Here is a 22,614-nt window from a genome sequence, read left to right as displayed (position 1 = left end):
GCCGCGCCTCCAGCGTAGCGGCCAATCTCCGAAAATCATCTACCATCTTGGGCATGGCTTCCCCGCCGCCGGACGGCCCCGGCCATCCCCCGCTGCCGGAGCTGGAACTCGACAACCGAGCGTTCTGGACCGGCGGCGAGACCGGCGAGCTCCGCATCAGCCGGTGCGGCGGGTGCCGCCGGTGGCTGCACCCGCCGGTCCCGGTCTGCCGACACTGCCTGTCCACCGACGTCGTCCCCGCGGTCGCGGCCGGCACCGGCACGGTGTTCTCCTTCACGGTCAACCACCAGCCCTGGATGCCGGGGATGGCGGTGCCGTTCGTGGTGGCCGTCGTCGAGCTCGACGACGAGCCCGGCCTGCGCCTCGTGACCCGGCTGACCGGCGTCGAGCCCGCCGACGTGCGGGTCGGCCTGCCGGTGCGGGTCGTCTTCTCCCAGCACGAGGACGTGTGGCTCCCGCTCTTCACTCCGCAGGAGCCGGCATGACGACCAATGCCGTTCTCACCGGTGTCGGGCAGTCGGAGGTCGGCCGCCGGCTCGGCCGCTCGGGGATGTCGCTGACCAGCGAGGCCGTCCTCGCGGCCCTCGCCGACGCCGGGCTCGACCGCGCCGACATCGACGGCGTCAGCACCTGGCCCGGGGCCCACTCCCCCGCGCCGGGCTTCTCCGGCGCCGGTGTGTTCGACGTCGTCGACGCCTTCGGCCTGAACGTGCGCTGGTTCTCCGGCGGGTCCGAGACCGCGGGGCAGCTCGGGGCCGTGATGAACGCGGTCGCCGCCGTCGAGGCCGGGCTCGCGCGGCACGTCCTCGTCTTCCGGACCGTGTGGGAGTCGACGGCGACGACGCTGGCGCAGGGCCGGCGGGCGTCGGTCGTCGGTTCCGGTTCGGCCCGCGTCAGCGGCTGGACCTCCTACCTCGTCCCGTTCGGCGCGATGTCCGCCGCGACGTGGGCCGCCCTGTACGCGACCCGGCACATGCACGACTTCGGGACGACCCGCGAGCAACTCGGTTGGCTCGCCGTCATCCAGCGGCAGTACGCCGGCCTGAACCCGAAGGCCGTGTACACCGACCCGCTGACGCTCGAGGACTACCTCGCGGCCCGCCCGATCGCCGAACCCCTCGGGCTGTACGACTGCGACGTCCCCGTCGACGGATCGACCGCGTTCATCGTGTCCCGGGCTGACGCCACGTCAGGACTGAACGCGCCGGGCGTCCGCATCGAGGCGTTGAGCAGCGCACTCGGCGGCCGGCCGGACTGGTTCTCCTACGGCGACGGCGCCGAGATGATGGCCACCGAGGTCGGCCGCGACCTGTGGACCCGCACCGACCTGCAGCCCTCCGACGTCGACTGCGCCCAGCTCTACGACGGCTTCACGATCTTCACGCTGATGTGGCTGGAGGCTCTCGGCCTCGTACCGCGCGGTGAGGCCGGCCCGTTCGTCGAGGGCGGGACGCGCATCGACGTCGGCGGTGACCTACCGGTGAACACGTCAGGCGGGCAGCTCTCGGCCGGCCGCCTCCACGGCTTCGGCCACCTGCACGAGGCGTGCCTGCAGCTCCGCGGTGAGGCCGGCCACCGGCAGGTCTTCGCCGCCGAGGTCGCCGTCGTCGCCGCCGGTGGCGGTCCGCTCGCCGGCGCCCTGCTCCTCACCCGCGAACGCTGACGTCGAAGAAAGTCGAAGGACACTGCGCATGAGCTACGAGACGATCCTGTTCGACGTCGGCACCGACCACGTCGCGACGATCACGTTGAACCGGCCGGAGAAGCTGAACGCGTTCAACGAGGCGATGCTCGCGGACTTCGTCGCCGCATGGGAGCGCGTGCGCCTCGACGACGACATCCACACCGTCGTCCTGCGCGCGGCCGGCGACCGCGCGTTCTGCACCGGCGTCGACGTTCAGGAGGGCCTCGACTTCCCGGAGAACCCGTGGAGCCAGCGCGACCCCGGTACCGCGCTCGGGCCGAAGGCCAACCTGGTGTGGAAACCGGTGATCGCGGCCTGCCACGGGATGACCGCCGGCGGCGCCTTCTACTGGCTGAACGAGGCGGATCTCATCCTGTGCGCCGAGGACACGCAGTTCTTCGATCCGCACGTCTCGTACGGGCTGACCGCGGCGCTGGAGCCGATCGGCCTCGCCCGCCGGATCAACCTCGGCGACACCCTGCGCATCGCGCTGCTCGGCCTCGACGAGCGCATGTCCGCCGAGCGGGCGCTGCAGATCGGGCTCGTCACCGAGGTCGTCCCGCGCGAGCAGCTCTGGGAGCGGGCGCACGCCCTCGCCGCCGCGATCGCCGCCAAGCCCCCCGCCGCCGTCCAGGGCACCGTCCGCGCGGTGTGGGAGTCCCTCGACCTCGCCCGTTCCGTCGCCCAGGCCCACGGCCTCGCCTACACCCAGATCGGCAACCCGATCGCCACGGCCCAGGTCGATCGCGCGACCTTCACCAAGCCCACGTGGACCCTGCGCTGACCCCGCCTGTGGAAAAGAAAGGGTGACACCCCTTACTCGTCAGTAAGGGGTGTCACCCTTTCTTGTCGTCAGAGGCGGGCGACGGCGGCGGCGGTGTCGAGGTCCTCGACGGCGGCGGAGGAGCGGCGCCAGCTGGCCTTGACGTTCTCGGGGGCCTGGAGTCCGGGCCAGGCGACGGTCATCGCGGCGGCGTCCCAGGCCTCGCCGGCGAAGAGGCGGTAGCGGGAGAAGGCGCGGTCCAGGGAGTCGACGTCCCGGACGCCGTGGGAGCGCAGGCCCTCGAGGTACCGCTCGAGCAGGGCGCGCTCGTGGGTCGAACGCAGGTCCGCCTCCAGCCCGGTGACGCAGAAGTACGTGACCTCGCGCAGGCCCGGGCCCTGCCAGACGACCTGCCAGTCGAGCAGGCCGCCGCGGCCGTCGGGCATGCGGAACGTGTTGCCGAGGTGCGAGTCGCCGTGCAGCAGCGTCAGCGGGCCGACCTCGAACTCCCGGTACTGCGTCGACTTGGAGTTCAGAACGTCGACCAGACGGCGCACCGCGGGCGTGACGTTCTCGCCCTTCTTCAGCGCGCCCGCGCGGCCCTGCTTGTAGAACGTCTTGAGGACCCCGTAGCCGGGGCGCCGGGACCACGTGCGGGCCCAGGGCCACGCGGTGCCGAGGCGCGGGTCCGCCCAGTGCGTCGCGTGGAGCTTGGCGAAGCAGTCCATCATCGCCTCGGCGTGGGCGAGGTCGCAGTCCGACCCCAGCGCCATCGGAACGCACTGACGAGCCGTCAGGTCCTCCAGCACGAGCAGGTGCCGCGCGCCGTTGCCGGCCCAGGTCCAGTACGCCGCCGGCACCAGGTCCCCGAGCTGCGGCGCCACCTCGCGGTAGAAGTGCACCTCGTTGACCGCCATGTCGAGCGAGGCGACCATCGTGCGGTTCTTCGCCGAGAGCGGCGTGCTCTTGACGTACAGCGAGGCCGGCAGACCGGCGGCGACGCCGGCGTCGTTCCAGATGACGCCGAGCCGCCGCCGGTCCGTGGTGCCGGAGCTGCCGTCGAACGGGCGGCGGAACGCAGGGATTCGAGGTTCATCAGCGCTTGCTCAGGACGATGTCGGAGGCGTTCCGGTCCCAGGTCGTCGCGGTGACGCCCTCGTCGCGGAGCTGGTACTTGAGCACCTTGTTCGTCGGGTTGCGCGGGAGGTCGTCGCGGAACTCGATGTACCGCGGGACCGCGAAGTACGGCAGCTGGTCCAGCGACCAGCGGCACAGCTCAGCCGGGTCGAGGGTCTGACCCTCCCTCAGGACGACGGTGATCTTCAGCTCGTCCTCGGACAGGTCGCTCGGCACCGCGTGCGCGGCGACGTCCGCGACCGCCGGGTGCTTGCGGAACGTGCCCTCGACCTCCATCGAGGAGATGTTCTCCCCGCCGCGGCGTAGGTAGTCCTTCTTGCGGTCGACGAACCACAACCACCCGTTCTCGTCGAACCGACCCAGGTCGCCGGTGTGGAACCACATGTTCCGCATGACGGCCTGCGTCGCCTCGGGCCGGCGCCAGTACCCGGAGAACATGACGTAAGGCCGCAGCGGCCGCGCGACGATCTCCCCCACCTCACCGACGGGCAGTTCGTTGTCGTTGTCGTCGAAGATGCGGACGTCGAAGTCGTCGTTGTACGTGCCCGCCGAGCCCCACGGGTGCTTCACGCCCTCGGGCGTCCAGGTCAGGAACGTGGTCTCGGTCAGGCCGAACACCGAGCTGCCGACGTGCTGCGCGCCGAAACGCTCGTGCCAGATCTGCGCGGTCTCCGGGGTGTACGGCGCCCCGCCCGCGACGCGGATCTGCCCCTTGCAGGCCAGCAGTTCCGGGGTGTCGTCCATCTTGGCGATCAGCGGGATCATCATTCCGAGCAGCGTCACGACGGTCGCGCCGGTGCGGTGGATCTCGGGCCAGAAGTTCGACAGCGAGAACCGCGGGAAGATCGCCGCGGTGTTGCCGAGCATCGCGGAGGCGAGCACGGTCGTCGCCGCTGCGTTGAGGTGGAACAGCGGCAGCGGGGACCAGAGCACGTCGCTGGCGACGCGGTTGCGCATCGACCCACGCGCCACGTTGCAGACGTAGTTGTGGCTGAGCATGCAGCCTTTGGACGGCCCCGTCGTCCCGGAGGTGTAGATCAACAGCGCCAGGTCACCCGGGGCGGGACGAAGCGCCTCCGCTGCGGGCAGCGCATCCGCCTGCGTCAGCGCCTCGATCGGCTCGATCCGCACGGACGACCCCGCCGGGATCTCCCCGCCCCGTTGGACGAGCACGCGCAGCTCGGGCAGCTCGTCGGCGACGGCGAGGACGCGATCGGCGTGGTCCGGCTCCGCGACGACGACGCCGGCCCCGCTGTCGGCGAGCTGGTGGCGCAGGTACTCACCCTTGTAGGCGGTGTTGACCGGGACCCAGATCGCCCCGAGCGCGTTGGCCCCGAACCAGACCGCGACGGCGTCGACGGAGGTGTCGAGCACCGCGGCGACGGTGTCGCCGGGGCCGACGCCGAGCTCGCGGAGCCCGCGCGCGACGCGCAGCGACCGCTCCCAGACCTCGGTGAACGAGTGCGCCACCCCGGAGAGCTCCAGCCACGTGCGGTTCCCGAACCGCTGCGCGGCGTTCGCGACGACGTCCACCACGTTGGTCTGCGGCCCGACCGTCCAACCGCCCTCGATGCGTCCCATGCCACCGCCTTCTACGTGTGCCCGAGTACATCGCGAAACCCGGGTAGTGGAGATATCGCCCTGGTCACCGTTACTCCGTGAACCTAGTAAACCAGGTGAGATTTCTGGGTACACTCCTTCCTGTGACGCAGCTCGCTCTTCGCCGGATGAGATCCGGCGCCGCCCTGGTGGCCGACGCCCGGCTGGGCAGCAAGGCCCAGTGCAACGGGAGCTAGTGACGTGCGAATTCTGATCACCGGGGTCAGTGGCCTCGTCGGCCTCGCCACGGCCCGGCGCCTCGTCGGCGCGGGGCACGACGTGCTCGGCGTCAGCCGGTCCGCGCCGCTCGAGCTCCCCCGCGGGGCGCGGCACCGCTCGCTCGACGTCCGGGACGCGGACGGCCTGCGCGAGGCCGCCGCGGGCGTCGACGCGATCCTGCACTGCGCGTTCATGCTCGACGACCGGGCCGGGGCCGACGCGATGACGGCGGTCAACCTCACCGGGACCGCGAACGTCCTCGCGGCCGCGGAGGCCACGGGCGCGCGCCGCGTGGTGTTCCTGTCGTCCTCCACGGTGTACGGCGGGCACCCGGACCGCTACCGGCGCACGCTGCGCGAGGCCGACGGGCCGCACCCGCACCCCGATCACCCCTACGCGCACCAGAAGATCCGGTGCGAGCAACTGCTGGCGGAGGCGACCGAGCGCGGGCTGGAGACGCTCGCCGTGCGCTCCGGCGTCATCCTCGGACGCGGGACGGACAACCGGTTGCAGGAGGCCCTCGCCGCCCCGGCGCAGGTCGCGCCGCCGGGCGCCCTGCCGTGGCAGCTGATCCACCACGACGATCTCGCGCGGTTCCTCGTCGGCGCGCTCGAGCCGGGCGCGCCGACCGGGGTCGTCAACGTCGTCGCGCCGGACGGCGTCCCGCTGCGCGACCTCGCCGCGGCCCTCGGCCGCCCGGCCGTCCCGGTGCCCACGTCGGTGCTGCGGAAGGCGACGAAGCTCCCCGGGGTGCGGATCGCCGCCGGTGAGCTGGAGTTCGCCTTCGGCATGCCGCAGCTCGACACCACCCGCCTGACCGAGGAGTTCGGCTTCACCCCGGCGTGGTCGTCCGCGGAGACCGCGGAGGACACCCGCCTCGCCGTGATGGGCCGTTCGACCTTCCGCGGCCGGGTGCGTGCCCTGCCGGGCCGGACGGGCTACGACCACCAGGTCGTCCCCGACTCGGTCGGTCCCGCCGACGGTGCGCCGCTGGCCTGGGCCGCCGACAACGCGACGCGGGGTCAGTTCGACACCCCCGTCGACCCCCGCTTCCCGGTCTACTCGCAGACGAATCTCTCCGAGGCACTGCCGGGCCCGTGCACGCCGCTGACGATCGACGTCCAGGGCCGCGGTCTGCGCGGCACCACGACCGCCGTCGCGCGGTTGCTCGGCCTGCCCGAGCCGCTGCGGACCGAGGCGTGCGCGCGCCTGCAGGCCGTGCACGGCCACTGCTTTTACATCAACGCCAGCGGCACCTGGCAGCTCGCGGCGCAGATGCCCGGCACCTCCCCCGACGCGCTCGCCGACCAGTGGGTGGGCCGGCACGTCGCCGCGCTGCCCGGCGGCAAGGCCGCGATCCCAGGCACCTGGAAGGCACCCGCGGTCGGGGCGCTGCAGCGCGTTCGCTCCGTCGCCGGGGCCGGCGTCGCGATGCTGGCGCTCGCCGCGTCGGTTCAGCGCGACGTCGCCGAACTGCGCCGGCAGGTCGCGCGGCTGACCGCCCTCGCCGACCGGGCGGACGACCTGCCCCCGGAGCGGCTCGCGCTGGGCACGTTGCTCGCCACCGACGTCCTCGCCTGGGCGTGGACGGTGCAGGGGCAGCTCAACCTGGTCTCCGGCGCCGTCCTGGACCGCGCCGGGTCCGCGGACGGGCCGGGCGGCGCCGAGCTGCCCAGCGCCGCGACGCTGCGCGGCGTCACCGAGCTCGCGCGCACCGCGGCCCGGACGCCCGGACTACTCGATGTCCTCACCGACGTCTCTCCCGGCCGAGCCGAGCGCGTGCGGCAGCAGTTCCCGGCGTTCTGGGCCGAGGTCACGCGCGCGCTGCAGGCCTTCGGCCACCGCGGCCCGGGCGAGGCCGAGCTCTCCTCCCGCCGCTTCGGCGACGACGTCGACCGCCTGCTTGCGACCGTGGGCCGCGCGGCCCGCTCGGTGTCGGCAGAGGCGCCGCACACCACCCCAGGACGCCGTTCGCCGCTGCGCCGGTACGCGGACCACCTGCTGCACCTGCGCGAGGACAACCGCGATCTGACGGTCCGTGTGATGTCGGCGCTGCGCCGGCTCGCCCTCGCCCAGGGCGCGCGCATGACCGCCGCGGGCCGGCTCGCCGACCCGGAGGACGTGTTCTACCTGCTGCGCGACGAGCTCGCCGACCCGCCCGCCGACGCGATCGAACGCGTCCGGGCCCGGCGGGCCGAGCGCGACCGGCTGGCCGCGCTCGGGATGCCCGCGGTGTTCGCCGGCACCTGGGCCGCGCGGCCGGTCACCACGCCGCTGGGGGCCGGTGAGAGCCTCGCCGGCATCGGCATCGGGGGCGGCAAGGTCCGCGGCCGGGTCCGCGTCGTGGGCCCGGACACGGTCGAGGAGTTCGAGCCCGACGAGGTGCTCGTCGCCCACGTCACCGACATCGGCTACACCGCCCTGTTCGGCTACGCCGCCGCGGTCGTCACCGACCTCGGCGGGCTGATGTCGCACGCGGCGCTGGTCGCCCGCGAGTACGGCGTCCCCTGCGTCGTCGACACGCAGGAGGCCAGCGAACGACTGGTCACCGGTGCCCTGGTCGAGGTGGACGCCGATGCCGGCACGGTGACGATGCTCGAGTCGGCGACCGCGGCCGACGGAACGGAGGTCACGGCATGACGGAGTCCTCGACGGCAGCCGCCCGCGGGTGCCCGGTGGTCCACGACGAGACCAAGCCGGAGCCCGCGCCCTTCCCCGGTCTGTTCGCGCGCTTCGACGGCTACCGCGACCACAACTCCTCGGTGCTGTGGTCCACCGACGCCCAGGGCTACTGGATCTTCACCGACCACACGACGATCCTCGAAGGGCTGCGGCAGACCGACCTGTGGTCGTCGAAGGTGATCACGGTGACCGACCCCGAGCCGCGGATGCTCTGGATCCCCGTCATGCTCGACGCCCCGGAGCACGTGCGCTGGCGCAACCTGCTTGCCGCCTGGTTCACCCCGCGCCGGGTGAAGTCGATGGCCGACGAGCACCGCCGGCTGGCCGTTGACGTGGTCGCCGGGATCGCCGACCGCGGCCGGTGTGACGTGGTGTCAGACTTCGCTCGCGTCTACCCGTCGACGATCTTCCTCTCGCTGATGGGGATGCCGCAGTCGATGCTCGGGCAGTTCTACGAGTGGGAGCACGACCTGCTCCACCTGACCCCCGCCGAGGACCCCGGCAACGAGCGCCGCAACGCGGCCGGGGGCCGGATCCAGAAGTACTTCCGCGAGCTCCTCGCCGAGCGGCGGGCCGAGGCCGACGCCGAGGCGGCCGACATCGTCCGTGCGGCGCTGTCGTGGGAGTTCGACGGCCGGCCCGTCGACGACGCGGACCTGCTGAACTGTCTGCTGCTGCTGTTCATGGCTGGGCTCGACACCGTCGCGAACGAGCTCGCGTTCGCCCTGCACCACCTCGCCACGCACCCGGCGGACCGGGAGCGCTGCGTCGCGAACCCCGAACTCTGGCCGGTACTGGTCGAGGAGGTGCTGCGGGTCTACCCGTCCGTGCAGACCGCGCGCAAGGCGACCCGGGACGCCGAGTTCGCCGGTGTGCAGGTGCGCAAGGGCGACATGGCGCTGTTCCCCCTCGCCGCTGCCGGTCGCGACCCGAAGGTGTTCGCCGACTCGCTCCGCGTCGACCTCGACCGCCCCGCCTCCGAGGGTCGGCACCTGACGTTCGGCTCCGGCCCGCACCACTGCCTCGGCGCGCACCTCGCGCGGCAGGAGATGGTGCTCGCGCTTCAGGAGTGGCACCGCCGCATCCCGACCTACCGACTGCACGAGACGCCGCTGCTCGAGGGCGCGCAGGTGTGGGGCCTGACCGGGCTGGAGCTCCAGTGGTGATGCAGCCGATGCGCGAGTGGGGCCTGCCCTGGCCTGGTTCCGAGACGGCCGCCGCGGCCGAGGCGGCCGGCGCGGCCGCGTTCTGCGCCGGGGAGTTCGCCGACCACGACTCCTACGTCGCCTCCGCCCTGATGGCCGCGAGCACGTCGAGGGCGAGGTTCGGCCCGGGCATCGCGTACGCGTTCACCCGCTCCCCGTTCTCGCACGCCTCGGCGGTGCGCCACCTCGCGAACGTCGCCCCTGGCCGCGTCTTCCTCGGCCTCGGCAGCGGAACGCCGCGCATGAACGGCGACTGGTTCTCGGTCGAGGCGTCCCGGCCGGCGGCGCGGATGGCCGACCTGGTGCAGGCGATCCGCGCGTACCTGACCGCCGAGAACGGCGAGAAGATCCAGCACTCCGGCGAGTTCTACTCGATCGACGCGGCGATTCAGGCGCCGGTGCTGGGCAGGCTCGACGTGCCGATCGTGCTCGGTGCGTTCAACCCCGTCATGCTGCGCACGTGCGGCCGCGTCGCCGACGGCGTCCTCGGTCACGGGCTGTTTACCGACCGCTGGTGGGCCGAGACCGTCAATCCCGCGCTGGCCGCGGGTGCGGCCGACGCCGGCCGCGACCCGGCGACCCTGCTGCGCTGGGGCTGGGTGATCACCGCCGTCGACGACGCCGACCCCGAGCGGGCCGTGCTCGACGCGCGTCGGCAGGTGGCGTTCTACCTGACCGTGAGAACCTACGACCGGCTGGTCGAGCTGCACGGCTGGCAGGAACAGGTGGGGGCGATCCGGGCCGCGTTCCGGAGCGGCGACACGGAGGGGATGGCGCGAGCGGTGGACGACGAGATGCTCGCCGCGATCACCGTGTGCGGCAGTACCGCCCAGGCCCGCGAGGCCCTTGCCGCCCGCACGCATCTCCCCGAGCTCGGCTTCCTCGCGCCGCCGTCGTTCCTCGTCGGCCGTCGTCGCAAGGCCGGCTACGAGGCCGCCGCGATCGAGCTCGGCCGCACGCACTGCGCACCGGCCGACGGAACGGGAGGGTGACCATGTCGACGAACTCGTTGGCCCCGCTGATGACCGCGGGCACCGGACGGTTGCTGCGGTCGCCCAAGACGGCGGAGCTGGTCGCCGCGACGCTGCGCCGCATGATCGTCACCGGCCAGTTGGGCGAGGGCGACTTCCTGCCCCACGAGGCCGAGCTGATGGCGCACTTCGGGGTCTCGCGGCCGACGCTGCGCGAGGCCGTGCGGGTGCTGGAGTCCGAGCGCCTGGTCGAGGTGCGCCGCGGCAGCCGGACCGGCGCGAAGGTCTGCGTCCCCGGCCCGGAGATCGTGGCCCGCCCCGCCGGGCTGCTGCTCGAGCTGGCCGGCGCCACCGTCGCCGACGTCTACGCGGCGCGGATGGAGATCGAGCCCGCGGCCGCGCGGCTGCTCGCCGAGCGCGGCGGCGCGGCCGCCGCGACCGAGCTCGAGGCCTTGATTCCCGACTCCCCCGCCTACCGCGACGATCCCGCCGCGCTGGCCCGCGCCACCGCAATCTTCCACCGCCGGATGGTCGAGCTCTCCGGCAACACGACGCTCGGCATCGTCGCCGGGATGCTCGACGAGATCACCGAGCGCGCGACGCGAGCCGCGGTGATCGAGGAGACCGAGGGCCTGTCCGAGACGGCGTTCCGCAAGCTCGTGCGCTCCTACGCGAAGCTCGTCGAGCTCGTCCGCGACGGCGACGGCCCCGGCGCCGAGGCCCACTGGCGGCGGCACATGCGCGGCGCGGGCGAGGCCCTGCTCGCCGGCCGCGCCGACACCCCGGTGCTCGATGTCCTCGACTGATCCCGCGCCACTGTCCGGGAAGGTCCCGCCGGTCGTCGTCTTCGACGTCGGAGGCGTGCTGGCCGTCGACCCGATCGGTCCGCTCGACGCGTACTGCGCGAGCGTCGGCATCGCGTCGTCGATGGAGCCCTACTTCCGCGGGGACGCCGACTTCGCCGCCCTCGAGGTGGGCGAGCTCGGTCTGCGTGAGTGGTTCGGCGGGTTCCTGCGCCGGGTCGAGGCCGAGCACGGCGTCCGGCTCGACGTCCAGGCCGTCGCCGAGGCGCTGCGGGAGGCCCGGGCGCTGCGGCCGGAGATGATCGAGCTGGTCGCCGAACTGATGCAGCATCACCGCATCGCGGTGCTGACCAACAACACCGCCGCCAACGACGACTTCCTCGTCGACATGTTCCAGCGCGGCGCCCCGGGCGGGCTCCCGGCGGGAGCCGTCGACCTGATCTGCAACAGTGCCGCGCTGAAGCTGCGCAAGCCCGACCCGGGCATATACGCCGAGCTGCTGCGCCGCCTGGACTGCCCGGCCGCCGACGTGGTGTTCGTGGACGACTTCGCCGAGAACCTGCCGCCGGCGCAGGAGCTGGGGATCCGGACGATCCACTTCTCCGACCCGGCGCAGTGCCGCCGGGAGCTCGCCGCGCTGGGGGCGCGCGTCAGCGCGGATCCCCCAGCCCGAGCGAACGCCCGATGATCTCCTTCATGATCTCGGTCGACCCGCCGTAGATCGTCTGCGCCCGCGCGTCCGCGTAGGCCTTGGAGACCGGGTACTCGAGCATGAACCCGTAGCCGCCGTGCAGCTGCAGGCAGCGGTCGATGACCTTGTTCTGCAGCTCGGTGGTCCAGTACTTGGCGCGCGCGGCCTCGACCTCGGAGAGCTTCCCGGCGACGAGCTCGGACACGCAGCGGTCGAGGTAGACCTGCGCGATGCCGACCTCGGTGTCGAGCTCGGCGAGGACGAAGCGGCTGTTCTGGAACGTGCCGATCGGACGACCGAACGCGGTGCGGGTCTTCACGTACTCCAGCGTCTGGTCGAGGATCTCGCGCGCACTCGCGACCGCGTGCACCGCGATCGAGAGCCGCTCCTCGGGCAGGTTCGCCATCAGCACCGCGAAGGCGCCGTTGACCTCACCGACAACGTTCGCCGCGGGGACGCGGACCTCGTCGAAGTTGAGCTCGGCGGTGTCCTGCGCGCGCAGCCCGAGCTTCTCCAGCTTGCGGCCGCGGGTGAATCCCGGCATGTCGCGCTCGACGGCGAGCAGCGACATGCCCCGGTGCGCGGGGGCGTCCGGGTCGGTGCGGGCGACGACCAGCACGAGGTCAGCGTGGATGCCGGAGGAGATGAAGATCTTGTTGCCCGTCAAAATCCAGTCGTCGCCGTCCCGGACGGCGCGGGTCTGGATGCCCTGCAGGTCGCTGCCGGTGTTGGGCTCGCTCATCGCGACGGCGACGATCAGCTCGCCCCGCGCCGCGGCCGGGAGCCAACGGGCCTTCTGCTCGTCGGTGGTCTGGCGGACGAGGTAGGGCGCGATGATGTCCGACTGCAGCGAGATCGCCGGGCCGCTCGCGCCGGCGCGCACGGCCTCTTCGTTCGCGACGACGTTGAAGCGGAAGTCGTCCACTCCCCCGCCGCCGAACTCCTCGGGCAGGTTGAAGCCGAGCACGCCCTGCTTCGCGGCCTGGACGTAGACCCCCCGGTCGACGATGCCGTTGGCCTCCCACTCGGCGTGATGAGGCGTCACGTGCCGGGCCAGGAACTCACGGCAGGTCTGACGGAACTGCTCGTGCTCAGGCTCGAACAGGGTGCGTGGCAGCACGGGAATCTCCTCAGGCGGGGGCGGGCGCGCCCGCGACCAGCGCCGCCTCCACCATCGCGGTGAGGGCGGTGCGGTCGACCTTCATCGACGCGCTGCGCGGGAGCGCGGGCAGGATCACGACGGCGGTCGGGACCTCGTAGGCGGTCAGGTGGGCGCGGCAGAACTCGCGCAGGTCCTCGGGGTCGGGTGCCTCGACGTCCAGCTCGAGCTCGACGGCCGCGACCGGCACCTGGCCGAGCCGGGAGTCGGGCAGCCCGAGGACCGAGGCCTCGCGGACCGCATGGTGCTTCGTGAGCGCGGCCGCGACCACGACCGGCGAGATCTTGAACCCACCGCGGATGATGACGTCGTCCGCGCGGCCGACGATCCAGACGAAGCCGTCGTCGTCGATGCGCGCCAGGTCGTTGGTGCGGACCCAGTCGGTGCGCCCGGCCTGCGGGGTGCGGACCTCGAGCTGCCCGACCTCGCCGGTGGCGGTGGGGGCGCCGTCGGACGTGACCGTGCGGAGGCTGACGCCGGGGAACGCGCGCCCGACGCTGCCCTTCTTCGCGGTGGCGTACTGGCGGTGGTCGGCGATCGACCAGCCGGCGACCGCACCGGAGAACTCGGTGGCGCCGTAGACCGAGAGGATCGGGATGCCGAACCGCGCGGTGAACTCCTCCGACAGGGCGGGGTCGAGCGGCGCGGTGCCGGAGTTCAGCGCGCGGAGGCTGGAGAGCTGTTCACGCGGGACGTCGGCGTCGAGCACGGCGCGGATCGCCGCGGGCGGCAGACCCGTCACCGGCGGCCGGTGCTTCGCCACCGCCGCCACCCAGGCGTCGACCGTGAAGCGCGGAAGCAGGACGAACGGCCGCGCCTCGCACAGGCCCTGGAGCACGCCCCAGAGGCCGCTGATGTGCACCAGGGGCAGTGCCACCAGGCCGGGGCGGCCGGAGAGCAGCGGCTGGTCGGCGGCGGTGCCGCGGGTGTGCGCGAGCGCGCTGGCGAGCGAGACCTCGAGCTGACGGAACGTCAGGGCGATGCGCTTCGGGCTGCCCGTCGTGCCGCTGGTGAAGATCTCGACCGCGACGTCGCCGGGCTTCGCGTCGATGCCCGCGCCGGGTTGGGCCGGCGCAGTGTCGGGGTCGGCGGCGTCGGAAAGCGGGAGGAGCGGCACCCCGGCCAGCGGAGCGGTGAACTCGGGGTCGGCCAGCAGGGCCGGCGGGGCGAGGACGAGGTCAGGCTTCGCGGCGACCGCCGCAGCGGCGACGCGCGGCGCCGGCTGCATGGGGTTGAGCGTGAGAATCGGTCGGCCCGAGCCGAGCGTCGCCAGCAGCGCCGCGACCGAGGCGGGCCGGTTGCCGAGGACAACGGCGACGCGGACGTGCTCGCCGGCGGTCGCCGCCTCGATCCGCGCCTCGAGCTGGGCCGCGTGGCGCGAGACCTCGCCCCACGTCCACCACCGGCCCTCGTACTCGACGAGCGGGGCGTCGGCGGGGGCGTCACGCAGCCGGCGCAGCGCCTCGACGAGAGCTGTCATGCGCTCGTCGAGTTCCGGGCGACGATGCGTGCGGCCCGGCGGCGGAGGTCGTCGTCGGCCTTCGGGAGCACGACCGGCCCGTTCGCGCGCGACGGCAGGACCACCCGGGCCGTGCCCGTCACGGTGTCCTCGCCGCGCTGGTTGGTGCATCTCACGTCGAGGCGGACCTCGCCGGTGGCGGGGTCGGTGGCGGTCACCGTACCCCGGCAGGTCTGCACGTCGCCGTGGAAGTTGAAGCTGCGGACGCGGATGTCGAGCTCGGCGGCGAAGCCGTCGTCGCCGACCCAGTCGGTGAGCAGGTGCGCGAGCCAGGCGGTGCGCATCTGGCCGTAGTCGTAGGGGGCCGGGATGCCGATCTCCTTGGCCCAGTCCTCGTCCCAGTGCAGGCGCTGCACGACGTTCGGGACGCCGTAGCGGTCCTTGCTGAAGAACGCGGGCATGCGCTGGCGCAGCTGGTGCGCGTACCGCAGCGGACCGCCGCCGTAGCCGACCCAGCCGAACGCCTGGTGGAAGCAGATGATGTCGACGACGGTGAGCGGACCCTTGGTCAGCGGCAGCAGTTCTTCACCTACCGTCACGTCCTCGACGAAGCGGGGGTTCGCGCCCCGGCGTTCCTCGGCGGCGTACGCGGCCTCGACCTCGGCGAGCGACTCGTCGTCCCAGCGCTGGCGCTCCCAGTCCGAGAGCTTGCCGGACTTCTTCGAGCCACCGCGCTCGGCGCTGATGTAGGTCTCGTCGCGCGTCGCGAGCGGTCCGCCGTCGGCGTCGACGTAGAGGGTGCGGTAGGTCTCCAGCACCGAGCGGCCGCCGGAGAAGCTCGACTGCTTCTCGACGACGTCCTCGGTCCACGTCGCGCAGAAGACGGGCGCGTCCGGGCGGACCGGCGCGTACCAGGTCCACTTGACGCCGGAGAAGTACTTGCCGACGCCCCGGAACAGACCGCGGAACAGTTCCTTGGTCTCGGGGTCCGTCGGCTTCGGCGTCTCGTCGATGCCGGTGCTGATCAGGTAGGTGGGCGGCGCGATCAGCCCGCGCCAGCGCGTGTGCCGCCCGTAGTCGGGGTCGTGGAACAGCGGGTTGTCGTCGCCGATGCCGAACGCGAAATGACTGATCGACGAGGCGTCGGGAATCTTGTTCCACGGCACGTCACGCTGATAGGCCGGGATGCCGATCTGCCGCCGGGCCCGCTCCACGTCCTCGTCAGTGATCCGCGCGGAGACAGCAGCATCGGGTTCGGTCACGGCAGACGAATCCATACCCTTAAAGTAGGCTCACTTGTCTTACTACGTCAACTAACTCGACGGCCTCCCGGGAGGGTGCATGGCGGGCGACGAACGGACCGAGGAGGGCCAGGCCCTGGCCGAGATGGTTCGGTCCTGGCTGACCCGGGCCGACCCGGTCCCGGCCATGCGCGCCCGCCTGGACGCGGGGACGTCGGCGTTCGAGCGCGCCGACCTCCGTCCCGCCGCCGAGGCGGGCCTGCTCGGCCTGCTGCTGACCGACGCCGGGGGCACGCTCGCCGATCTCGCCGTCGTGGTCGAGGAGGCCGGCCGCGGCCTGTCCCCGTTGCCGCTCGCCGAGCTCGCGATCGCGGCGCGGTTGCTCGAGGACTTCGGCGACGACCGGGCCGCCGCGGTCGCGGACGGGTCGCTGGTCGTGGTCCCGGTGGTGTCCGCCGAGCCGGTGTGCGGGCTGCCCGAGGCGGACGCGGTCGTGCTGGTCGGGTCCGAGCCGGCGGTCCGGCCGGCCACCGAGCTCGACATCGTCCGGCGCTCGCTGCTCGACCTGAGCCGGTCGTGGGGGTCGGTGTCGTTCCCCGGTCCGCCCACCGGCCCGTCGACCGGGCCGGTCGTCGACGCGCTCGCGCTGCTGCGGGTCGTCGACGCCGTCGGGGCCGCGGACCGACTGCTGGAGATGACGGTGCGTTACGTCAGCGAGCGGGAGCAGTTCGGCCGTCCCGTCGGGAGCTTCCAGGCCGTGAAGCACCAGGCGGCGGACATGGGGTTGCAGGTCGCGGCGGCGCAGGCGATCACCCGCGAGGCCGCGGTGGCGTTCTCCTGGACGTCGCCGGCGGAGCACGTCCGTGCGGTGGCGGCGGCGTGCGCGTACGCCGGGGCGGCCGCGGCACGGGTCGCGTCGACGGCGCTGCAGCTGCACGGCGGCATGGGCTTCACCTGGGAGCACGACGTGCACCTGCTGCTGCGGCGCGCGAAGACCGACGAGCTGCTCGACGGCACCCCCGGCGCCCACGCCCGGCGACTGGTGGAGGTCTGACGTGGCTGACTCCTCGAACGCGGGCCTGGAGCAGTTCCGTGCCCGGGTGCGCGAGGTCATCGCGAAGCACGCGCCGGACGTCCCGCCGCGGGCGGGGATCCGCAGCGCCGAGGACGAACGCGAACTGGCCGAGCTGCGGGCCTGGAACCGCGCGCTGTTCGACCACGGCCTGATCGGCGCGGACTGGCCGGCCGGGTACGGCGGGCGCGACGACCACGAGCCGATGCAGGACGTCGTGGTCGTCGAGGAGATCGCACGGGCGCGCCTGCCGCGTCCGTTCAGCGGGGCGACGCTCGCCTCCCGGGCGTTGCTCGACCACGGGTCGGAGGAGCAGCGCGCGCGGTACCTGCCGGGGATCCGGTCGGCGACCGAGCTGTGGTGCCAGCTGTTCAGCGAACCGGGCGCAGGGAGCGACCTCGCGTCGCTGCGGACCAAGGCCGTCCCCCAGCCCGACGGCAGCTGGCGCGTCACCGGGCAGAAGGTCTGGACCACCGACGGGCACTGGGCCGACTTCGGGTACCTGCTCGCCCGGACCGACCCCGACGCCCCGAAGCACAAGGGGATCTCGGCGTTCGTGCTCGACATGCGCGCGCCGGGTGTGACGGTCCGTCCGCTTCGCGAGCTGACCGGGACCGCCGACTTCAACGAGGTGTTCCTCGACGACGTCCCCGTCCCCGCCGACGCGATGATCGGGGCACCCGGCCAGGGCTGGCTGATCGCGAACTCGACCCTCGCGCACGAGCGCGCCGCCGTCGGTGCCGCGGTCGTCGGGCTGCAGCAGGGCGTCGAGGCGCTGACGGCGCTGGCCCGCACCGTGATCCGCGACGGTCGCCCCGCGATCGAGGACGGCGCGGTGGTCGAGACCCTCGGCACCCTCGCCGCCGAGGTCGAGGCCCTCGCGGCCCTTGTCCGCGGCGGCCTCGCCCGCTGGGTCGCCGGCACCAGCCGGATCACCGACGCCCCCTACGCGAAGCTGATGTTCAGCGAGCTCAACCTGCGGATCGCGGAGTTCGGGCTCGAGCTCCTCGGCCCCACCGGCCCCGCCCTCGCCGACGACCCCGCCGCCGTCGAGGCCGGCCGCTGGCAGGACGAGTGGCTCTACGCCCGCGCCTACACCATCGCCGGTGGGAGCAGCGAAATTCTGCGCACCCTGATCGCCGAACGAGGCCTCGGCCTCCCCCGCTCCCCCTGACCCCAGCAGCAACAGTGGGGGTGACACCCTTGATGGCGCCAGAAAGGGTGTCACCCCTTACTGCGCAGTAAGGGGTGACACCCTTTCTTCACATCCGGCAGGGCAAGGGCGGCGAGGGCGCGTTTGAGCTCTCGGGCGGTGGCGCGGAGCCGGGCGGCGGGGAGGGTCTCGTCGCCGAGGCCGAGGAGGCCCTCGACGATCGCGCGGACCGCGAGAACCTGGGCCGGGGTGGCGCGGGCGAGCAGGGTCGACCAGAACTCGCTCAGGGTGTCCTGGACGCCGGAGAGCTCGGCGAGCTCGGGGTGCCGGCGGACGTCCTGCTCGATCACCGCGAAGAACCGGGCGACGCGGGGGTGCTCGCGGCGCAGGACGCAGACGGCGTCGAGGATCGAACCGAGGCGGCCGTCCATCGTCTCGGCCGTCTCGGCGGCGGCGCGGAAGCGGCCGACGACCTCGGCGTAGGCGGTCTCGGCGACGGCGATGTACAGCCCGGCCTTGTTCTCGAAGTGGTGGTAGAGCGCCGGGGCGGTCACGCCCGCGTCGGTGAGGATCGCGCGGACGCTCGCCCCGGCGTACCCGGCGGCGCTGAAGTGGTCGGCGCCGGCACGCAACAGCGCGTCGCGGCTCACCTGCGCCCACGGGTGTCGAGACCCTGGGCGCGGATCCGCTCGGGGAAGAACTCGATCCAGCAGAAGCCACTGTCGAGCGGACGTTCGTCCCCGACGCGGCGGACGATCACCGACTGGGACTGGTACCCCGCCCAGCGCGCCTCGGCGAAGCTGGTGAACCGTCCGCCGTCGGCGCCAACCATCGAGTACTTCACGCCGTCGATGTCGTACTCGGCGTCGACGATGAAGCCGTCGGAGTCGAGCTCGAACTCCACGCCGACGCGGTCGGTCTTCGCGACCAGCTCCCCGTCCGCGAACGTGGCTGCACCCGACCAGCCCTGACGGCCCTTCACCAGGACGCCGTACTCGATGGTCCCGTCGCCGAGCTTGTTGGCGAACACGCCCCAGGCGAGCTCGAGGTCGGTGAAGTACCGGTACTCCTTCCACTCCTGGCCGGCGGCGAAGTACCCGTGGTCGAGGCCGATGAAGCCCTCGCACGCCTTGCCGTCGATGACGCCGGTGACCCAGTAGATCTGCGTCGTGTAGAACAGCGGCTCGTCGCGCGCGGGCATGTAGTGCTGGAAGCCCGGACCCTGCAGCGGCCCGGAGAGCTCGAACAGCTCGCCCTCGTTCCAGACCAGGTGCTCGTCGTCCAGCTCGATCGACATCGGGTGGCTGGTGATCCCGAACTGCGGCGCGAGCTTGTGCATCAGGTGGTTCGTCCAGCGGCGGCGGTCCGGCTCGATCAGCCGCAGCGCCTCACCGCGCGAGGCGTTGAGCGCCTGCGGGTGCAGCGCGATGTGTCCGCTCTCGTTCGACATCATCCAGAGTCCACCGGTCATGGGCCCGCAGAACTTGCGCTCGAGCATCCAGGTCTTGCCGTCGGAGTCACGCAGACCGCCGTACAGGTACTGGCTCTGCAGCGTCAGGCCGTGGCGCAGGTCGCCGGGGTGCAGGTCGCGGAGTTTGGGGTCGTAGGTGTCGACCACCGCCTGGAACGAGAAGTCGCCGTAGCGGGGGTGGGAGCCGGACATCGCGCCTCCAGGGAACACGGGACGTGTTATAACGATCGTTATATTGCTCCGGACGTCCTCCAGGATCAAGGCTTCGCGGATGAGATTCACCGTCGACTACCCCGTCTCCGCCCCGGGCTACGACCCCGCGATCCTCCGTCCGGAGGGAATGGCGACGATCGCGCGCACCGCCGACGAGCTCGGCTACGGGGCGCTCGCCTTCACGGACCACCCCGCCCCGTCGCAGAAGTGGATGGACGCCGGCGGGCACGAGTCGCTCGACATCTTCAGCGCCCTCGGTTTCTGCGCCGCGCACACGACGCGCATCAAACTGATGACGTACCTGCTCGTGCTCCCCTACCGGAACCCGTTCCTCACCGCGAAAGGGCTGATCACGCTCGACCTGCTCTCGGAGGGCCGCGTGATCGCCGGGGTCGGGACGGGCTACCTCCGCTCGGAGTTCCGGGCCCTCGGGGCGGACTTCGCGGCGCGGAACGCGCTCTTCGACGAGGCGCTGGCGGTGATCCGCGGCGTCTTCCGGCAGTCGCCGTTCAGTTTCGCGGGCGAGCACGTGCAGGCGGCCGACGTCGCCGCCCTCCCCCGGCCCGTGCAGCCGGGCGGGCCGCCGCTGATCGTCGGCGGCGCGAGCCGCGTCGCCCGCGAGCGCGCGGCCCGGCTCGACGGCTGGACGCCACTGATCACCACACCCGAGGAGGCGGCGTCGATCCGCTCACCCCAGATCTCGACGGTCGAGGAGCTCGGCGCCCAGATCGCCGAGGTGCGCGAGGCCGCGGGCCGGGACCTGTTCCTCCAGACCCACACCCCGCAGACGGCCTACCTCAGCGGCGGCTTCTCGGTCGAGGAGCACCGCGACCACCTCGGCCGCCTCGCCGAGGCGGGGGTCGGCCACTTCGTGGTTCGCCCGACGGGCGCGAGCGTCGAGGCCGTGGTCGACGAACTCCACACCTACGCGGACACGTTCTTCGGCTGACGCGGCATCTGACTCGGCGTCGGAAGGTCGATGTTCGTCCGCAGACCCGGCCCCGCGGCCACTACGAGCGGAATCGCGTGCACCGCCCGCATCGCGGTGCCGAGGACGCCCTGGCCCGTGGGGTCGAGCCCGTCGCCGCCGAGGGACATGGTCACGTCCACCTCGGGGGTGCCGTCGATCCGGATCCGGGTGGTGCGTCGACCGGGGTCGACCGGCTGGGTCCACTCCGGCCCGACGTCGTCGAGCAGCCGGTACGTGTGCTCGACGACCAGACGCGGCTTGCCGTCGACGATGCCCTGCACCTCGAAGTGCAGCGCGGCGATGTCGTCCGGGCCGTAACGTCCGGCGGCGACCTCGAACTCCCGGCCCGCGGCCGCGACGTGCCGCACCTCCCGGACGTCGTCGAGCTCCAGGCCCAGACCGTCGGCGAGCAGTCGCATCGTCCCGGCCCAGCCCCGCACGATGTGACCAGGCCGGTAGGTCTCCCCGTCGGTGCGGATGTCGTTGCCGAGACCGGAGCGCCACGTGGTCCGGTAACTCGCGACGTTCATCGCCTCCGAGACGCGCACCGACCGCACGTCCCGGCACAGGCTCGCGAACTGCAGCACGAGGACGTCCGCCGTGAAACCCGGCTCGATCCCGGTGCAGAGGAACGACGCGCCTCCGGCGGCGCACGCCTCGTCCAACCGGGCTCGGACCTCCGGCCCCGCCCCGTAGGGATGGACGAGCATCGGCATCGTCGTCGCAACCACATTGACGCCGCGGCTCAGCAGGGCGCAGAGGTCGTCGATCACCTGCGGGCCACGGTCCCGGTCGTGGTCCATGTACAGGACGCAGTCGGGACGGGCCGCGAGCACGACGCCGGGGTCGGTGGTCGCGAGCACGCCCGTCGGACCGGTGCCGACAGGACGCTTCGCCAGCTCGGCCGCGTCCCGGCCGACGTTCTCCGGACGGCCGACCTTGAGGGCGACCAGCTCCAGCGTCGGGTCGTCGAGAATCGCGCCGAGGGCGAGGGACCCGACGTTGCCGGTCCCCCACTGCGCGACGCGGATCATCGCCGGCGGTCGAGCCCGTTGAGCGGCATCGTCTCGATCCAGGCGGTCGAGGAGACCGGCGTCCGGGTGTCCCCGACGCGACGGACCGACCCGGCCTGCCCGTGGTACGCATCTCCGCGAGCCTTGGCCATCGAGCGCATCTGCCCGCGCTCGACGGCGGTGAACTCCCACTCGGTGTCCTCGACGAAGTAACGCGCGACCTTCACGTAGCCGTCGGCGTCGAGGTGAACCTCCGCGTCGGCGCGGTTGGACTCGACGATCGGCCCGTCCTGGTCGGAGACGACGCCGAAGCCCCAGTGCTCCTTGCCGATGCAGAGCCCGCCGGTCTCGTACGAGCCGTCGTCGTAGAAGTTCACGAACGCGACCCACGCCTGCTCGACGGCGTTGAAGATCGGTCCGTTGTTGTACACCTGCCCGATCGGGCCGTAGAAGCTGTCCATCGACATGTAGCCGCGAACGGACCGACCCTGCACCGTGCCGGTCGCCTCGAACGACTGCGCCGCATAGAAGTTGCCGCCGCGCTCGTCGATGTTCGGGGTGTACCACTGGTAGCCGAGGCGCAGCCGGCGGCCCTCGATGCTGAGCAGGTCGCCCTCGGTCCAGCTGAACCCGTCGTCGCGGATCTCGATCCGGAACGGCCGGCTGTACGGGGTCTCGGCGGCCGCGATGACGAACGACTTCTCGTCCTCGGCCAGGTTCCACTTCACGCCGACGCCGCGGTGCGAGGCGAGGAACGCCTCGGGCGCGATCTCCATGTTCTCCTCGCCCACGTTGGACGAGAGCTGGAGACCGCCGGACAACTCGGTGACGACCTTGCGGATCGGGGCGACGAAGTTCCCCTCGGTGTCGTTCAGGCAGGCGAAGAAGTACGTTCCCATCGGCGAGAGCCCGAAGTACTCCCGGTCGAGGTACGCGTCCCGGGCCGCGAACTCGTACGTGCATGCCAGCGCGCGGAAGTTGAAGTTCCCCCGCCGCTTCGACGGCCACCGCCACGTCTGCTGCGCGCCCACCTGTGCTCCTGTCCTCGGCCGAGTCTGCAAATTATCTCCACAGTTGGTCGAGGGCAAGGGGCCGTAGGCAGATCCCGA

Annotated in this window: 20 protein-coding genes; 11 read left to right on the top strand and 9 right to left on the bottom strand. The window is 72.5% G+C overall.

Annotated elements, in window-relative coordinates; all coding sequences use genetic code 11:
* Positions 1-53: 53 nt before the first annotated feature.
* The 3 genes from SPOPO_RS0116020 to SPOPO_RS0116010 are packed head-to-tail and all read left to right on the top strand — an operon-like array spanning position 54 to position 2,468.
* Entirely contained in the window at positions 54-485 is a 432-nt protein-coding gene (locus SPOPO_RS0116020) for a Zn-ribbon domain-containing OB-fold protein (protein WP_019875888.1), read from the top strand.
* The gene (locus SPOPO_RS0116015; protein WP_019875887.1) at positions 482-1,663 is read left to right on the top strand and encodes a thiolase family protein; all 1,182 of its coding nucleotides are present in this window, start codon (positions 482-484) and stop codon (positions 1,661-1,663) included. The genes SPOPO_RS0116020 and SPOPO_RS0116015 overlap by 4 nt, the downstream gene beginning before the upstream one ends.
* 28 nt (positions 1,664-1,691) lie before the next feature.
* Positions 1,692-2,468, top strand: coding sequence for an enoyl-CoA hydratase/isomerase family protein (locus SPOPO_RS0116010; protein ID WP_019875886.1), 777 nt, complete (start codon positions 1,692-1,694; stop codon positions 2,466-2,468).
* Positions 2,469-2,536: 68 nt separating this feature from the next.
* On the opposite strand, the gene SPOPO_RS0116005 is transcribed toward SPOPO_RS0116010, so the two are convergent.
* Together SPOPO_RS0116005 and SPOPO_RS0116000 are read right to left on the bottom strand one after the other, a co-directional pair.
* Positions 2,537-3,424: a phosphotransferase family protein gene (locus SPOPO_RS0116005; RefSeq protein WP_281168194.1), complete on the bottom strand. Its 888-nt coding sequence runs from the start codon at positions 3,422-3,424 to the stop codon at positions 2,537-2,539.
* Positions 3,425-3,542: 118 nt separating this feature from the next.
* The gene (locus SPOPO_RS0116000; RefSeq protein ID WP_019875883.1) at positions 3,543-5,165 is read right to left on the bottom strand and encodes an AMP-binding protein; all 1,623 of its coding nucleotides are present in this window, start codon (positions 5,163-5,165) and stop codon (positions 3,543-3,545) included.
* 219 nt (positions 5,166-5,384) lie between these two features.
* Here SPOPO_RS0116000 and SPOPO_RS0115995 point away from each other — a divergent pair, with 219 nt between their 5' ends.
* The 5 genes from SPOPO_RS0115995 to SPOPO_RS29945 are packed head-to-tail and all read left to right on the top strand — an operon-like array spanning position 5,385 to position 11,751.
* Positions 5,385-8,042 (top strand): NAD-dependent epimerase/dehydratase family protein, encoded by a 2,658-nt coding sequence (locus tag SPOPO_RS0115995; RefSeq protein ID WP_019875882.1) that lies wholly within the window; start codon positions 5,385-5,387, stop codon positions 8,040-8,042.
* Entirely contained in the window at positions 8,039-9,250 is a 1,212-nt protein-coding gene (locus SPOPO_RS0115990; RefSeq protein ID WP_019875881.1) for a cytochrome P450, read from the top strand. Before SPOPO_RS0115995 ends, SPOPO_RS0115990 begins: the two co-directional genes overlap by 4 nt.
* A complete protein-coding gene (locus tag SPOPO_RS0115985) occupies positions 9,250-10,281 on the top strand; it encodes an LLM class flavin-dependent oxidoreductase (protein ID WP_245541788.1) in 1,032 nt (343 codons plus the stop codon). The genes SPOPO_RS0115990 and SPOPO_RS0115985 overlap by 1 nt, the downstream gene beginning before the upstream one ends.
* Positions 10,278-11,066 (top strand): FadR/GntR family transcriptional regulator, encoded by a 789-nt coding sequence (locus tag SPOPO_RS0115980; protein ID WP_019875879.1) that lies wholly within the window; start codon positions 10,278-10,280, stop codon positions 11,064-11,066. The genes SPOPO_RS0115985 and SPOPO_RS0115980 overlap by 4 nt, the downstream gene beginning before the upstream one ends.
* A complete protein-coding gene (locus SPOPO_RS29945; RefSeq protein ID WP_019875878.1) occupies positions 11,053-11,751 on the top strand; it encodes an HAD family hydrolase in 699 nt (232 codons plus the stop codon). The genes SPOPO_RS0115980 and SPOPO_RS29945 overlap by 14 nt, the downstream gene beginning before the upstream one ends.
* Here SPOPO_RS29945 and SPOPO_RS0115970 read toward each other — a convergent pair.
* The 3 genes from SPOPO_RS0115970 to SPOPO_RS0115960 are packed head-to-tail and all read right to left on the bottom strand — an operon-like array spanning position 11,714 to position 15,649.
* On the bottom strand, positions 11,714-12,871 hold the full coding sequence (locus tag SPOPO_RS0115970) for an acyl-CoA dehydrogenase family protein (RefSeq protein ID WP_028984829.1): 1,158 nt from the start codon (positions 12,869-12,871) through the stop codon (positions 11,714-11,716). The two genes, SPOPO_RS29945 and SPOPO_RS0115970, sit on opposite strands and share 38 nt — an antisense overlap.
* A gap of 13 nt (positions 12,872-12,884) precedes the next feature.
* A complete protein-coding gene (locus tag SPOPO_RS0115965; protein WP_019875876.1) occupies positions 12,885-14,393 on the bottom strand; it encodes a class I adenylate-forming enzyme family protein in 1,509 nt (502 codons plus the stop codon).
* Positions 14,390-15,649 carry an FAS1-like dehydratase domain-containing protein gene (locus tag SPOPO_RS0115960; protein WP_028984828.1) on the bottom strand — a complete coding sequence of 420 codons (1,260 nt, stop codon included), beginning with the start codon at positions 15,647-15,649 and terminating at the stop codon, positions 14,390-14,392. The genes SPOPO_RS0115965 and SPOPO_RS0115960 overlap by 4 nt, the downstream gene beginning before the upstream one ends.
* Positions 15,650-15,713: 64 nt before the next feature.
* Between SPOPO_RS0115960 and SPOPO_RS0115955 the strand changes: the two genes are divergently transcribed.
* Both SPOPO_RS0115955 and SPOPO_RS0115950 read left to right on the top strand, forming a co-directional pair.
* A complete protein-coding gene (locus tag SPOPO_RS0115955) occupies positions 15,714-16,667 on the top strand; it encodes an acyl-CoA dehydrogenase family protein (RefSeq protein WP_019875874.1) in 954 nt (317 codons plus the stop codon).
* A 1-nt stretch (position 16,668) separates the two neighbouring features.
* Complete coding sequence (locus SPOPO_RS0115950) at positions 16,669-17,859, top strand: acyl-CoA dehydrogenase family protein (protein ID WP_019875873.1); 1,191 nt, start codon at positions 16,669-16,671, stop codon at positions 17,857-17,859.
* 50 nt (positions 17,860-17,909) lie between these two features.
* Here the strand turns inward: SPOPO_RS0115950 and SPOPO_RS34860 are convergent, their stop codons facing one another.
* Together SPOPO_RS34860 and SPOPO_RS0115940 are read right to left on the bottom strand one after the other, a co-directional pair.
* Entirely contained in the window at positions 17,910-18,488 is a 579-nt protein-coding gene (locus SPOPO_RS34860) for a TetR/AcrR family transcriptional regulator (RefSeq protein ID WP_019875872.1), read from the bottom strand.
* Entirely contained in the window at positions 18,485-19,501 is a 1,017-nt protein-coding gene (locus tag SPOPO_RS0115940; protein ID WP_019875871.1) for a hypothetical protein, read from the bottom strand. Before SPOPO_RS0115940 ends, SPOPO_RS34860 begins: the two co-directional genes overlap by 4 nt.
* A gap of 79 nt (positions 19,502-19,580) precedes the next feature.
* Here SPOPO_RS0115940 and SPOPO_RS0115935 point away from each other — a divergent pair, with 79 nt between their 5' ends.
* Positions 19,581-20,471 (top strand): LLM class F420-dependent oxidoreductase, encoded by an 891-nt coding sequence (locus tag SPOPO_RS0115935; RefSeq protein WP_019875870.1) that lies wholly within the window; start codon positions 19,581-19,583, stop codon positions 20,469-20,471.
* Here the strand turns inward: SPOPO_RS0115935 and SPOPO_RS29935 are convergent.
* Both SPOPO_RS29935 and SPOPO_RS0115925 read right to left on the bottom strand, forming a co-directional pair.
* Positions 20,447-21,526 (bottom strand): NAD(P)H-dependent amine dehydrogenase family protein, encoded by a 1,080-nt coding sequence (locus SPOPO_RS29935; RefSeq protein WP_019875869.1) that lies wholly within the window; start codon positions 21,524-21,526, stop codon positions 20,447-20,449. The genes SPOPO_RS0115935 and SPOPO_RS29935 overlap by 25 nt on opposite strands.
* Positions 21,523-22,536: a hypothetical protein gene (locus tag SPOPO_RS0115925; RefSeq protein ID WP_019875868.1), complete on the bottom strand. Its 1,014-nt coding sequence runs from the start codon at positions 22,534-22,536 to the stop codon at positions 21,523-21,525. The genes SPOPO_RS29935 and SPOPO_RS0115925 overlap by 4 nt, the downstream gene beginning before the upstream one ends.
* Positions 22,537-22,614: the final 78 nt, after the last annotated feature.

It is taken from the genome of Sporichthya polymorpha DSM 43042 (assembly GCF_000384115.1).
Lineage (GTDB): Bacteria > Actinomycetota > Actinomycetes > Sporichthyales > Sporichthyaceae > Sporichthya > Sporichthya polymorpha.
Note: the sequence above shows the minus strand (reverse complement) of the source record. Positions and strands in the feature narration are given on the sequence as shown.